Below are 13227 nucleotides of genomic sequence, written 5' to 3'. Positions count from 1 at the left end.
GCCTTTTTGCCAAGGTTCCCGGGGAGTGGCTCCGTCATACAGATTGAGAGAGCAGAGGCGGGCAGGATTTGTTCCCTTACCGCTCTCAGTGCTCATTTCGGCGGGGGCTGTCGTGGTTTGTGCCGCGATTTCAGTCCTGACCGTCAGTTCCCAGGCTTATGGGGCGGAAGGGTGATGCCCCTTGTCCTTCCGCTCCGACCCCTTGCACGGCTATTTTCCCAGATGCTTGCCTCCGGATACGCATCGTGGAATGAAAGCCTCCGTTGACGCGTAATCGGGCAATTCCGGCACGCTCGAAGGGGGAGGAATGGCGATGCGATCCTGGAAGCTGCGGGGCTATGCCCTTCTTTGTGCCGGTACGGCTTTGTCACTCGGCAATGGGGCGCCGGCCGCTTCTTCAAACACAGCTGGCGCTTCGGGGGGCAAGGGTTGCGCGGCATTCGCCGCAACCGTGCTGGGGCCGGACGTGCGCATCACATCCGCCACCCATGTAGCCGCCTCCGCTAAGGGGACAGTTGATCTCGAAGGCATGGCCATGTCGGCTATTCCGGCCCATTGCCGCGTCGAAGGTGTGGTCAATGAACGCAAGGGAGCCGGCGGCAAGACCTATGGCATACGTTTCGCCATTGCCCTTCCGGATGAATGGAGCGGGCGGTTCCTGCTGCAGGGCGGCGGCGGTCTGAACGGCACGGTGAATCCCCCTCTGGGGCCGGTGGCATCCGATGGGCGCCCGGCGCTGGCACGCGGATTTGCGGTGATTTCAAGCGATAGCGGGCATCAAGGTGCCGGGTTCGACAACAGTTTCATGGCCGATCAGCGGGCAGCGCTGGATTTCGCGGAAAGCTCGGTGCGGACCGTGGCGCTACTGGGCAAGCAGGTGACGCAGAGCTATTACGGCAAGCCTGCCGCCCATAGCTATATGACCGGCTGTTCCACCGGCGGGCGCGAGGGGATGCTCGCTTCCCAGCGTTATCCGGAGCTGTTCGACGGGATCATCGTCGGCGCGCCGGCCATGCGCACCGGGGATTCCAACCTTGGCGTGGAATATACGCAGGTGCTGTTCAACCAGGCTGCTCCGCTGGGCGCGGATGGCAAGCCGGACTTCACCCGGATACTCACGGCGGCAGACAGGACGACGATCCTCAACGGCATTCTGGACCAATGCGATGCGCTGGACGGGTTGAAGGACGGGATGGTCGAGAATGTCGCCAAGTGCGATTTCAAGCCGGCCAAGCTGCAATGCACGGGCGAAAAGAAGGATGGCTGCCTCAGCGCGGGACAGGTGCGGGCCCTCGAACTCGGTCTTGCAGGACCGAGCGACAAGTCAGGCTATCCCCTCTATGCCCGGATGGCGGCCGATACGGGCATCGTGTCCACGCCAATGGGCTATCTCCCCACGGGCGGGCCGGGGCCGTTCGGGCCGCCCAGCACCGCAACCTCGATCGATCTGGATGCGCGTATCCACGCGATCCGGCAGGATCCTGTGCAGCGGCTGACCGACACCAATTACTGGACGAACCTCAACACCTATCTGGATCGCGGCGGCAAGATCATGTTCTTCCACGGCGTATCGGATTTCTGGTTCTCCCCCTTCGCCACATGGGACTGGTATCAGCGCGCGCAGGCCACCAATGGGGCCGCGTTCACAAATGCCAGCCGGTTCTACATGGTGCCGGGGATGCTCCATTGCCGTGGCGGCAATGCCTATGATCAGTTCGACATGCTGGGCAAGCTGGTGGACTGGGTGGAACAGGGCAAGGCGCCGCAGCAAGTGATGGCCCGTCGCACCGGCTCGGCGGCGAGCAGGCCGCTCTGCCCCTATCCGGCCTATCCGCACTATACGGGCGGGGATCCGGACAAGGCATCCAGCTTCACCTGCAAAACCCCCGCGTGAGGCTGGCCGGAAACTGACATAGAGGGGGGAAGTCGATGCGGTCACAGCGGTCTTCGAGCGGGTATCAAATTCTCCTCGTCACTCTGTTGTGCCTCAATTTCGGCATTCTGTTTTTTGACAGGAACGCCCTCAATTTCCTGATGCCCTTCGTGCAGCCCGAACTCGGGCTGAATTACACGCAGGTCGGTATGCTGGGTTCGGCGCTTTCGCTCACCTGGGCCATCGCGGCGATCTTCGTTGGCTGGCTTTCCGACAAGGCCGGCAAGCGCAAGATCCTGATCGTCCTCTCCACGCTCCTGTTTTCGGCATGCTCGGTCGTCTCGGGATTTGCCTCGTCCTTCCTGATGCTCCTCGGGGCGCGGCTGGTCATGGGCCTGTCCGAAGGGGGCGTGATGCCGATCAGCCACGCTATGGTGGCGGCGGAGGTTTCCCCGAAATGGCGCGCGCTGGCCATGGGGGTGACGCAGAATGTCGGATCCAGCCTGCTGGGATCGACTGTTGCGCCGCTGGTGCTGGTCCCGGTGGCGCTGACGTGGGGCTGGCGCGAGGCGTTCTTCCTGGCTGCGGTGCCCGGCCTGATCTCGGCCCTGCTGATCGTCCTGTTCGTGGTTGAACGGCCTATCCCGAAAGCCGCGCCTCGCCAGCCGCGCACGCGCGCGCCGCTGGTCGAATTGCTGACCAACCGCAATGTCGTGGCCTGCACGATCATGGCGGTGCTGCTGGTCTCCTATCTGGTGGTGACCTGGGCTTTCATGCCGCTGGTGCTGGTGCAATATCGCGGAATTGACGAGGCTACGGCTGCAGGGCTGATGGCGGTGCTCGGCGTATCGTCTTTCCTTGCCAGCTTCGTGGTCACGACCATTTCGGACTTCGTGGGGCGGCGACCCGTAATGGTGATCAGCACCTTTATCGGGGTACTCCTCCCGCTCGGTGCGCTTTATTTTGACGGGCCGGTGATGATCCTTGGGGTGATCTTCTTCGTCGGCTGGATGTTCAACGGCATCTTCCCGATGTTCATGGCCACGGTGCCTACCGAATCCGTGGCGCCCTATCAGGTGGCGACCGCCATGGGGCTGGTGATGGGTGTTGGTGAGATTTTGGGCGGAGTACTATCGCCCTTCGTGGCCGGTTGGTTGTCCGACATATACGGTTTGCAGGCGCCGCTGTGGTTCCTCATCGTGCTGGCGGTGCTGGGCGGCGCGACTGCCCTGTTCCTGCGTGAAACCGCTCCCCGGATCGTGGGAGAACGGGCGGAGGCCGATCCCGCCTGAAATCCTGCCTGACAGGCGCGGCCGGATGCGCTCCGCCCGCGCCCGCTATCATCCTCAGGCTTTCGGCGGTGCCTTGCAGTCGAAGTTCTTGGCTTCAGCCACATCGCCGCTGCCCTTGTAGGTCGGCACGAGCGGATAGCGGCAGAGGGGGCGCGTCATCGGGGGAAGCGCCGGCGCAGCAGGGCCAGGGCCCATGGCCGGAGCGGCAACCCGCGAAGCGACGATCCGCTCGGGCGCTTTGCCGGTGGTCGCCCAATCGTCGATCACGCCCAGCGTATCGAAGGAGGAGGGGCCTTCGCCGCCCGAGCAGTGCTGCATCCCCGGCGCCATGAACAGGCGCAACTGGTCGCGGTTCTGATCGTGCGACAAGGTCTGGCGGAGCTTGCCGTAGAACTGCACGGTGTTGGTGGCAGGGATCAGCCCGTCCGCCCAACCATGGCTCAGCAGCAGCTTGCCGCCGCGCGCGAAGAAGGGATTCAGATCCGAGGGGGTCACGTCGAGAATATCCTTCCCGAACATATAGGCGCGGGTTGAATCCGTGCCGTAATCGAAGCTGCGCCAGTCCCAGCCGGGCTGATTGTCGAACACCAGCATGCTCATATAGGTGAGCGCCACGGGGAAGGGCGCGGTGCCGCCGGTTAGTGCGGCCAGCTGCATTTCCGATCCGACCGGGAAGCCGGGGAACAGGATCTGGCCCGAACGCGGATCTTTCACGCCTTCATAGATCGCCCGCATGGCCGAAACCTGATCGGCATTGAGGCAGCCGTCAGCCGCACCCGATGTGCAGAGCAGCTCGCCGGGATCGAATTTGCAGGCATCGGGGCGCGCGATGAGGCCATCGGCCAGGCCATCCACCTTGTCGCATTTCGCCACAGCAGCCTTGTGAACCAGGCCGAGCGAGGCAGGCGTCAGTTTGGACTGCGGCGTCCGCAGCGACTGGTAGCCGACCCACATGGACTGCGTCATCAGCGTGGTCATCGGATTGGCCGGGGCCATGGCCGAGATCGCGTCATAATCCTCGGGATAGCGGAAGGCTGCCATCAGCCCCTGCCGTCCGCCGGTGGAGCAGCTGTTCCAGAAGGACAGGCTGGGGCCCTTGCCATAGAAATCCTTGATCGCGGCCTTGGCGGTCACTGTCATGCCATGGACCGCGCGATGGCCGAAATCGATCAGCTTTTCGGTGTGGCCAACGGCCCATTCCGCCGTAAGCCCGCTTCCCGTGTGGCCGGTGTCCGTAGTGGCCACGGCATAGCCGCGCGACAAGGGGCTACCGAGTTCGGAATAGCTGAGTTGCCCGGCCCAGATGCCGTTGCCGATGCCCACGAACTTGCCGTTCCAGCCGCTGGCGGGCAGCCACACTTCCACCTTGATGTCGGAATCGGAAGTGGGCGTGAGCGTAGCCTGCACACGGCAGAAGGCGGGCAGGTGCTTATAGGCCGCATTGGCGACGCCCGGCGGCGGACCGAAGGGGGCGGGGGGCTGCTCGAATGCGCCGGGCGCAACCAGTTGGGCAGAAGTGACCCGGCCCTTGTCGAGCTTCAGGCCGATGAGATCGTTACAATCCTTTGCCGCTGCCGGGCTGGCGACTGCCACGGCCGCCGCGCTTGCCGCGATAGCCAGGCCGGCACGTAATCCCTTGCGATACTGCCCCTGCTTGATCGTCATTTGCCAAACTCCCCCTTTGAAGACGTCGATTCTCTGTCGAGCCGGATCGCACTTGAAGCCCGGCGGGCAGCACGATGCAAGTCCCGCCGGATAATGCCTATTGGCTGATGGCGCGCTGATAGGCGGGGCGTGCGGTCAGCCGTTCGACGTAGGCTGTGACCTTGTCGGACAGCACGTCATTCATGCCCAGCGCCTGCGCGATCGTCAGCGCATAGCCGACGGAGATGTCGGCAATGGTGAACTTGTCCCCCATGATCCACTGTCGCCCATCCTCCAGTCGGGCATCGAGCAGGGCGAGGCGCCTCTGGAGGGCCGTGGTGAGATCGCGCACGGAGAAATTGTCCCGCTCCCCTTCCGGAGCCAGCTTGGTGGTGCGGAAAATGACGGAAAGCGGGCCCATAAGGCTCGCTTCGCCGTAGTGCAGGAATTGGAGATGCGCCGCATAGGCGGCCGGATCGGGGTTCGGGCCGACAGTGAATTCCATCGCCTGCGGCAGGCGGCGCCCGGTGATATATTGCAGAATGGCGATGGATTCGCCCATGCGGATGCCATCGTCATCGATTGAAGGCACGGTGCCGGCCGGGTTGATCTCCAGATATTCCGGCGGCAGCGGGAAGCCGGGCTTCTCGATGCGATATTCCTCGCCCAGCTCTTCCATCAGCCAGACGACGCGCAGCGAACGGGTGCGGGGTACGTGATAGACGGTGATCATGATGCTGGCCTCTCCTCCTGTAGAGGGCGGGCTTTATCGCCAAGCGAAGGCATGATGCAATGCGGCTGCATGTGGCCCGCCCAGCAGCGGGCAGGTCGTCCACATACCCACTTCCATCTGCCTTTCGGAAGCGTATGGGCAAAGGCATTCGAATAAGTGAAATCCGCAGGCGAAAGGCTGGATTGGACAATCTATGGCGTCACGAGGCGGAACGAAGGGCAGGCGGAGCGTGAAGAGCAGTTTCACGCTGTATCGTGAGGGACGATCGACGCCGGAAATCCGCCTGACGGTCAATATGGTGCTCACCGCCCGGCGTTGGCGCTCTCTGCTGGACGAGCGCTTGCGGCCCATCGAGCAGAGTTCCGCCCGGATGGAAGCCATGGCCGCCATCCTCAATTCGCCGCCCCTGAGCCCGCAGGTGGAGATCGCGCGCCGCCTCAGGATCGAAGGGCCTACGCTTACCCGGATGCTGGACGTCCTCGAAAAGGACAGTCTGGTGGAACGATTGCCCGATCCCAATGATCGCCGCACCAACCAGTTGCGCCTGACCGAGGATGGAGAAGGCGCCCTGGCGGAAATCTTCGCCGTCACGGATGCGATGCGTGCCCGCCTGCTGGATGGTTTTACCGACGAACAGATTCAGCTCATCAATACCTTTCTGGAAGAATTGCTGCGGCGCCTGGATACCGGCCTTAACGATCCGGACGAGTAGATCCTCCTTCTTCCTGCTCCTGTCTCAAGGACGGCAATGGTTTGAAAGAACGGGCCGGGCGGCTACACGAATTGCGACGGGAGAATCAGGAAGTCAGAGGGGAATAGAATGAAGTCGAAGATTTCCATGCTGGCAGCAACGCTGCTGGCCTCGGGAATGCTGGCCGCCGTGCCCGCATCTGCGCAGATGAAGCCGCTCAGCGATCCTGTGATCGCCCACCCGGACCCGGTATCGCTGTTCAACAGCAGCGATCCCAAGCTGCACAAGAACAAGCAGGCCGCGCTCCACATCATGAAGGAGCTGCTGCAGTGCAACCAGTGGACCCGTGCGCCGGAATGGATCACGGACCGCTATATCCAGCACAATCCCTTCGCCGCATCGGGCCTGAAGGGCGTGATGGATTACTTCATCAATGTCGCAAAACGCCCTGAGGACAAGGAGTGCAAGACGCTCACTTCGCCCATCGTGGCAGTGCAGGCGGAAGACGATTACGTCACCGTGCTGACGGTGCGCACCCTGCCTTTGCCGGGCGATCCGACCAAGACCTATACCACGACCTGGTTCGACACCTGGCGGTTCGTGGACGGCAAGGCTGACCAGCACTGGGATCCCGCCAGCCTCCCCGATGCCGCCGCCCCGCCGGTCGGCAGCGTGGATGTCGAACTGCGTCAGGCGAAAGACCGCGAGGAGATCGAGGCGCTGATGTGGCGCTATGACCGCGCGCTCGACAAGTTCAATGCCGATGCCTACGCCGCCTCCTTCACGGAAGACGGCTCGTTTGGCGAGACCAAGGGCCGCGAGGCGCTGCGCAAGATGATCGCGGATTTCACCAAGGACGGGAAGGCCGCGCCGAAGCTGCAGCACGCCACCAGCAATCACTGGATCGAATTTACCGGGCCGCACACGGCCAAGATCCACTATTACTGGCAGACCTATCGTTTGAGCGAGACCGGCAAGCTGGACGACCCGCCGAAGCTGATCGCGGCGGGCAACGGAGTGGACGATGTCGTGCGCGTCAACGGCAAATGGCTGTTCCACAGCCGCCGGGTGAGTGCGCCGGAAGATTGAGTTCCGGGCAAGGTCGGGGGGTTATCCTCCCGGCCTTGCTTCCGCGAGCTTGGCCTCTTCCAGCTTTACCATGCGCCACAGCGTTTCGGTGACGGGGGCTTCGACCCCCACCTTTCTTGCGGCTTCGACAATGGCACCGTTGATGGAATCCACTTCCGTCCGGCGTCCAGCTTTCACATCCTGCAACATGGAGGCTTCATGGTCGGCATGGTCGGTCATGGAAACCAGCGTGAGATCGTGGATCGGCTTTGAGGAAATGGCATAGCCACTGGCATTGGCCGCGGCAGTGCCTTCTTCAACCACGGCATGGATCATGCCGCGTGCTTCCGGCTTTTCCTTGAAGAAACCCGGCGTGCGGCGAGTGAGGGCACATAGAGGGTTCATGGCGGCGTTGAAGATTGCCTTTTCCCAGATCGCCTCGTGGATTTTCGGTTCGAGCTTGGCGTTCATTCCGCCTTGCGTCAGCTTGTCCGCCACTTGCGCGGCAAAACTCTCATCCTGCGTGAAGGCGGGATAGAGCCGCGATCCGCCTTCGCCCATCGAACGGACCTTGCCCGGCCCTTCCAGATCGGCGGGCAGCGATGCGATGCCCACCAGCACACGCTCCTGCGGAACATGCGCGGCGATCCTCTCGGCATTGCCCAGGCCGTTCTGCAGGGTCAGGACATATGTTTCCGGCCCGATCAGTTGCCTGGCGCCCTTCATCGCCGTTTCGGTGTGGAACACCTTGGTGAAGACCAGCACCAGATCCATGATTCCTTCGGCATCCTGCGGGAGCCGGGCGGGCAGGGGCAGCACCTCGTGGCCAGCGCGGGTTTCCAGCTCCAGGCCATGTTCGTTGATCGCATCGATATGTTCGCGGTTGACGTCCACCAGCGTGACATCGCAGCCCGCGCGATGGAAAGCTGCGGCATAGAGGCAGCCCATGGCGCCGGCGCCGACGATTGCGATCTTCATTCTTCTCTCCTAGCCGCGATTATTGCGGTCACTTGACCAGGCTGTAGCCGAAATCGGGTGTCCGGCGAAAAAGCATATCCGCGCGTTGGGGCATGGAAGCCCATATCGCGCGCGTGAAACGCTCATAATGCTGGACGAAGCGGGTCACGCCCGCGCGATCCATGCGCGGGCGGTCGCTGCCTGCCGCCAGCCCGACTTCCTGCCTGAGGCGCGAGGCTATGACGGTTTCGATATCGGGCACTTCGATGGAAACGAGCAGGGCGAAGCGATCCCAGATGGCGGGATAATCGCGCGCCAGTTCTTCCAGGGACCAGCGTGCCCATTCGCCTTGCGGATCTTCCGCCGCTTCCAATTCGTTGATGGGGCCCGACCATTCCGGCACATCGGCAGCGTGCAGCCCCACGCACCAGCCTTCCAGCAGGATGGCGTCGGGACGGCCTTCGAACTCCGGCCAAGCCTCGCGGCTCACACGGTCATCGTCCAGCTTGTCGAAACGGGGCAGGGGAGTGCGGCTGTCCGGCCCGGCATGGGTCAGCTTTTCCAGCGTATCGGCCATCAGCAGCGTATCATGCGTGCCGGGCACTCCGCGCGTCTCGCACATGGGGTGCACCAGCCGGGCAAGCTGGAGGCGCGGTGGCTTGCCGAGATAAAAATCGTCGAGCGAAAGCAGCGCGGGGCGCATGCCGTGGAACTGCTCCAGCGCGAGGCCGATAAGCTGGGTGAGCGTGGATTTGCCTGAACCCTGCGCGCCGTTAATCCCGATGACGGGAGGCCCCTCGTCTCGTGGAAGGGCGGCGATCCGCTCGGCCACGAGGCAAGCGGCCTCGGCCGAGGATTGATTGGCTGGAAAGCCAGCAGGCAAGAGAGCGAGCAATTCCTCGGACCGGGACATTACCCGGCGATAATCGCTCCACCCAGCAGCATCAACAGGCGGACGTCGATCCCGTGGCCCTTTTCCCGGAATTCGGAAATCGTCTCGGCAATCCTGCTCAGTTTTACGCGATGGACGGTGATGTTTTCGTCCGGCGTGCCGCCGCCTTCACCCACTTTGGTGAGGCCGGTTGCGCGCAACAGCGAGAAGCTTTCGCTCACCATTCCGGGCGAGGAATAATATTCGCCCAGATTTTCCCAATGCGCGGCGCGATAGCCGGTTTCTTCCTCCAGTTCGCGCTGGGCGGCATCCAGCGCAAGCTCGCCTTGCGCACCGTCTCCATCGCCGATCAGGCCCGCCGGGAGTTCCAGGCAGGGGCGGCCGAGCGGCACGCGGAACTGTTCGACAAGGATCACCTCGTCGCCATCCAGAGCCAGGATCACCGCCGCACGAATATCGCGCGCCCGGCTGACATATTCCCATGTCCCGCGGGTCTTGGCTGTGATGAAGCGGCCCTGCCAGCGGATTTCCTCGGGCAGGGTGGCGGCATGGGGAATGGTGTTCTGGGTCATACTTCGATCAGGCGGTCCGGCAATTCGTTCCTGTCATCTTCGCTGCGGGGGAAGTGCTGGGCGAGAATCGCGCCCACGTCGCGCACGCCCACTGCCATTCCGTCACCAATCCGGCCGTCCTTGATATGGCCCAGCATGTCGGCCATCGCCTCACCCCAGACGGTGGCAGGCACCTTGGCGGTGATGGCTTGATCCGCCACGATTTCCGCCCGGTGTTCCCGCATGGAGAGATAGATCAGGATGCCGGTATGACCGTGGGTGCGCCGTTCGGCGCCCACTTTGAAGAAACTGACGGCCCGGTCGCGCACGCGCGCGGATTTGACGGCGGAAGGGATCAGGAAGAATTTCACCGGCTGGATCAGCTGGATCAGCATCATCGCGATGAACTTGATCACGCCCACCGCCATCACGATGGCAAGCAGCTCGCGGTGCGTCCATTCATGGCCCCATAGACCGAAAATCTGGTCTATCAGGGATAGATAGAACTCGGAAAAGACCGAAAACAGCGCCATTGCGAGGAAGCTGATGGCGACGGACCAGGCGAGGGCGACGTCAATATAGCCGTCAGAACGGTCGCTCACGATCGTCACGATTTCGCCCGCAGTATGCGCCTCTGCCGCGCCCACAGCGTCAGAAACCTTGCGGCGTTCCTCGTCGGAAAGGGTGATGCTTGCCATGGATGTTTCCCTTACCAGCTGCCCGAGGCACCGCCGCCGCCGGACATGCCGCCGCCGAAGCCGCCAAAGCCGCCCCCACCGCCGCCTCCGCCCCAGCCGTCATGACGTCCACCGCCGCCGCGCGTGGCTGCGTTGAGAGCTTCCCACAGGATGATGTTGCCGACTGCATTGCCGAAGCCGCTGCGGCGATAGCCCTTGTTCCGCCGGCCGAAGACCAGGGCAAAGAACACGATCAGCACGATCCAGAAGATGATCCCGCCAATGCTGGGGGCGCTATCCGACTGGCGATCCTTCTCGGCCGCCGCCGCCGCTTCGGCGATGGCCTTGGCATCTTCGGGAGAACGATCGAGCTGAGTGACGATGGCGTTCACCCCGGCTTCGATCCCGCCCGCCATATCGCCATCCTTGAAACGGGGCGTGATGTCGTTGCGGATGATCCGGCCGGAGAGGATGTCTGTGATGTAAGGCGTTAGGCCATAGCCGACCTCGATCCGTACCTTGCGCTCATTCGGCGCGACCAGCAGCAGCACGCCGGTATCCCGTTCCGCCCCGCCGATGCCCCAGGTTTCATAGAGCTTTGTAGCGTAGGGTTCGATCGCATCGCCATCGAGGCTGGGCACCGTGGCCACGATAACCGCGTTGCCGGTCTTCGCGTTGTACTCGCGCAGCCGTGTATCCAGCGCGGCTTCCTGTTGATCCGGGATCAGATTGGCGCCGTCATAGACGGGCCCCGTCGGGCGCGGCGGCAAGGCCGCTTGGGCGGGGGCCGAAAGCCCTGCCAGCAGCATGACTGCAAGCAGGGCATTTATCGCGGCGAGCGCGAATCCGCGCAGTTGCGGCAGGGTCACGATCTGATCTCCGCTCGCTCCTTACTTGGCCGGTGCGGCAGAGGAGGGGGCGCCCGCCATGCCGCCGAAGTCCACCTTGGGAGCTTCCTTCGCGCCTTCATCGGCCTTGAAATATTCCATCGGCTTGGCGCCATAGACGATCTTGGCGGCCATGATGGACGGGAAGGTGCGGATTTCGGTGTTATAATCCCGGGCCTTCTCGTTGTAGCGGATGCGTTCCACGTTCACCTGGTTCTCGGCCCCTTCCAGCGCCACCATCAGGTCCTTGAAGTCCTGCTGGCTCTGGAGCTGCGGATAGGCTTCCACTACGGTGCGCAGCTGGCCCAGCGCCTGCGTCAGCTGGTTCTGTGCAGCCTGGAACTTGGCGAATTCCTCGGGATTGGAAAGATCATCGGTGGTGATGTTGATCGAAGTCGCGCGGGCGCGGGCTTCCACCACATTGGTCAGGATCTGGTTTTCGGAGCCGGCGGCAGCCTTCACAGTCTCGACGAGATTGGGAATGAGGTCGGCGCGGCGCTGATAGGCGCTTTCCACCGTGCCCCACTGTGCCTTGGCTTCTTCTTCCTTGGTCGGCACGCTGTTGATGCCGCAGGCCGCGAGACCGAGCGCGGCAACGGCCACGACGGCAAGGCGGGTAATGCGTGCGGTAAGCGAGCTGGTCATGGTGATCGGTCCTCCATGCCGCCAGTTCCTGCGGGCGGCTTGCTGTATTGCATAGATAGCACGGTGGGTGCCGCGTTCAAGGACAACCGGATAGTCCCGCCTTGTGACAATTGCGCAAAGCTGGCAGGCTGACCATATGGACCGAAGTTTTGGAGGGACCGGGATGTTCAAGGATTTCAAGGAGTTCATTGCGCGCGGAAATGTGATGGATCTGGCGGTTGGTGTAATCATCGGCGCCGCCTTTTCCGCCATCGTCACGTCGCTGACGGACAGCGTGATCATGCCGGTAGTGGGCATGATCGTGGGTAGTGTCGATTTTTCCGACCAGTATATCGTGCTGAGCGGCGATGTGCCCGCAGGCACGCCGCTTGCCGCCGCCAAGGCTGCCGGGGCGAATATCCTTGCCTGGGGGGCGTTCATTTCGGCCGTGATCAATTTCTTCATCCTGGCTTTCGTGATCTTCCTGATGGTGCGCGCGGTGAACAAGGTTCTGCGCAAGAAGGAAGAAGCTGCCCCTCCGCCGCCTTCCGGCCCCAGCGAGATCGATCTGCTGACCGAGATCAGGGACGCGCTGAAGAAATAAGCGAGAGGCTGGTTCGCCAGCCACTTCCCATTCAGCAAAGCGCCCCTATATAGGGCCTGCCGGTTTCGGCCGGCTATGGCGATAAATTGCGGTGTGCAATAGGCACAGCGGACCCGGGGGCAGTACCCGGCGGCTCCACCACCTCCTCCGTTGTCGCGGGGGAAATGACGGGGCCGAACCAGGATCGACGTGTGTTGAAAAGCACTGTTTTCGCCCGGGCTGAGTAACCCGTTAAAGGCTCAAAACTCATAAGTGCCAACGACAACGAAGCACTCGCTCTCGCAGCGTAATGTGACGGCCTAACGGCCTGAATTTACAAAGCTAAAGCGCGGTTGGACCCACCGGGCAACAGAAGCGGATTCCGGGGGCCCGGGGGAGCCTAGCAACAGAATCCCCCACCTCCCTGCATTGCCTCGGCGCCGAGCCGGGCCGATCAATGAAGTGTGCGTGCGGCAGCTTCGGCTTCAGCCGCGCGTTTCTCATTTTCCAGTTTCAGGCAATCGAGCATCTTGCCGCCGGCCATGAACACCGCGCCGGTGCAGGCAAGGAACAGCAATTTACCGCCAAATCCAGGATATTGGGTAAGATAGACGCTGCCGCGCTCCACTGCGCCGAGGGCCAGCGCATAGATGATCAGAAAAGCCTCCACTCTGGTCTTGATCGTGAAAAGCCGCCTGATCCTAGCAAACATCTGTTCCTCGCTTCCTTACCTCATCGATCAGCAATGATCATGC

At 62.7% G+C, this 13227-nt stretch carries 14 protein-coding genes and 1 other RNA gene; 6 read left to right on the top strand and 9 right to left on the bottom strand.

The window, feature by feature from the left end:
- Positions 1 to 307 precede the first annotated feature (307 nt).
- Together H0274_RS07020 and H0274_RS07015 are read left to right on the top strand one after the other, a co-directional pair.
- Entirely contained in the window at positions 308 to 1894 is a 1587-nt protein-coding gene (locus H0274_RS07020; protein ID WP_226794195.1) for a tannase/feruloyl esterase family alpha/beta hydrolase, read from the top strand.
- Positions 1895 to 1929: 35 nt separating this feature from the next.
- Positions 1930 to 3165 carry an MFS transporter gene (locus tag H0274_RS07015; RefSeq protein ID WP_226794194.1) on the top strand — a complete coding sequence of 412 codons (1236 nt, stop codon included), beginning with the start codon at positions 1930 to 1932 and terminating at the stop codon, positions 3163 to 3165.
- Positions 3166 to 3219: 54 nt separating this feature from the next.
- On the opposite strand, the gene H0274_RS07010 is transcribed toward H0274_RS07015, so the two are convergent.
- Complete coding sequence (locus H0274_RS07010; RefSeq protein WP_226794193.1) at positions 3220 to 4830, bottom strand: tannase/feruloyl esterase family alpha/beta hydrolase; 1611 nt, start codon at positions 4828 to 4830, stop codon at positions 3220 to 3222.
- A 97-nt stretch (positions 4831 to 4927) separates the two neighbouring features.
- Complete coding sequence (locus tag H0274_RS07005) at positions 4928 to 5542, bottom strand: glutathione S-transferase family protein (RefSeq protein WP_226794192.1); 615 nt, start codon at positions 5540 to 5542, stop codon at positions 4928 to 4930.
- Between the two features lie 229 nt (positions 5543 to 5771).
- On the opposite strand from H0274_RS07005, the gene H0274_RS07000 reads away from it, so the two are divergent.
- Complete coding sequence (locus tag H0274_RS07000; RefSeq protein ID WP_226794191.1) at positions 5772 to 6254, top strand: MarR family winged helix-turn-helix transcriptional regulator; 483 nt, start codon at positions 5772 to 5774, stop codon at positions 6252 to 6254.
- 108 nt (positions 6255 to 6362) lie between these two features.
- Positions 6363 to 7322 carry a nuclear transport factor 2 family protein gene (locus H0274_RS06995; RefSeq protein WP_226794190.1) on the top strand — a complete coding sequence of 320 codons (960 nt, stop codon included), beginning with the start codon at positions 6363 to 6365 and terminating at the stop codon, positions 7320 to 7322.
- 21 nt (positions 7323 to 7343) lie between these two features.
- Here the strand turns inward: H0274_RS06995 and H0274_RS06990 are convergent, their stop codons facing one another.
- From H0274_RS06990 to H0274_RS06965, 6 genes are read right to left on the bottom strand one after another with little or no spacing between them, the layout of a single operon-like run.
- Positions 7344 to 8279 (bottom strand): ketopantoate reductase family protein, encoded by a 936-nt coding sequence (locus tag H0274_RS06990; protein WP_226794189.1) that lies wholly within the window; start codon positions 8277 to 8279, stop codon positions 7344 to 7346.
- A gap of 28 nt (positions 8280 to 8307) precedes the next feature.
- Positions 8308 to 9171: a kinase gene (locus tag H0274_RS06985; RefSeq protein WP_226794188.1), complete on the bottom strand. Its 864-nt coding sequence runs from the start codon at positions 9169 to 9171 to the stop codon at positions 8308 to 8310.
- Complete coding sequence (locus tag H0274_RS06980; RefSeq protein WP_226794187.1) at positions 9171 to 9722, bottom strand: NUDIX hydrolase; 552 nt, start codon at positions 9720 to 9722, stop codon at positions 9171 to 9173. The genes H0274_RS06985 and H0274_RS06980 overlap by 1 nt, the downstream gene beginning before the upstream one ends.
- Entirely contained in the window at positions 9719 to 10399 is a 681-nt protein-coding gene (locus H0274_RS06975; RefSeq protein ID WP_226794186.1) for a TPM domain-containing protein, read from the bottom strand. The genes H0274_RS06980 and H0274_RS06975 overlap by 4 nt, the downstream gene beginning before the upstream one ends.
- An 11-nt stretch (positions 10400 to 10410) precedes the next feature.
- Positions 10411 to 11247 carry a TPM domain-containing protein gene (locus tag H0274_RS06970; protein ID WP_226794185.1) on the bottom strand — a complete coding sequence of 279 codons (837 nt, stop codon included), beginning with the start codon at positions 11245 to 11247 and terminating at the stop codon, positions 10411 to 10413.
- A gap of 21 nt (positions 11248 to 11268) precedes the next feature.
- Complete coding sequence (locus tag H0274_RS06965) at positions 11269 to 11910, bottom strand: LemA family protein (RefSeq protein ID WP_226794184.1); 642 nt, start codon at positions 11908 to 11910, stop codon at positions 11269 to 11271.
- Positions 11911 to 12073: 163 nt separating this feature from the next.
- Between H0274_RS06965 and mscL the strand changes: the two genes are divergently transcribed.
- Entirely contained in the window at positions 12074 to 12493 is a 420-nt protein-coding gene (mscL, locus tag H0274_RS06960) for a large conductance mechanosensitive channel protein MscL (RefSeq protein ID WP_226794468.1), read from the top strand.
- Positions 12494 to 12513: 20 nt separating this feature from the next.
- Positions 12514 to 12856: a transfer-messenger RNA gene (ssrA, locus tag H0274_RS06955) on the top strand.
- Between the two features lie 70 nt (positions 12857 to 12926).
- Here ssrA and H0274_RS06950 read toward each other — a convergent pair.
- Positions 12927 to 13184, bottom strand: a complete 258-nt coding sequence (locus H0274_RS06950) for a hypothetical protein (protein ID WP_226794183.1) — start codon at positions 13182 to 13184, stop codon at positions 12927 to 12929.
- Positions 13185 to 13227: the final 43 nt, after the last annotated feature.

This window comes from Fulverythrobacter ferritrahens (genome assembly GCF_020539485.1).
GTDB lineage: Bacteria > Pseudomonadota > Alphaproteobacteria > Sphingomonadales > Sphingomonadaceae > Andeanibacterium > Andeanibacterium ferritrahens.
This window is presented reverse-complemented; position numbering and strand designations above follow the sequence as displayed.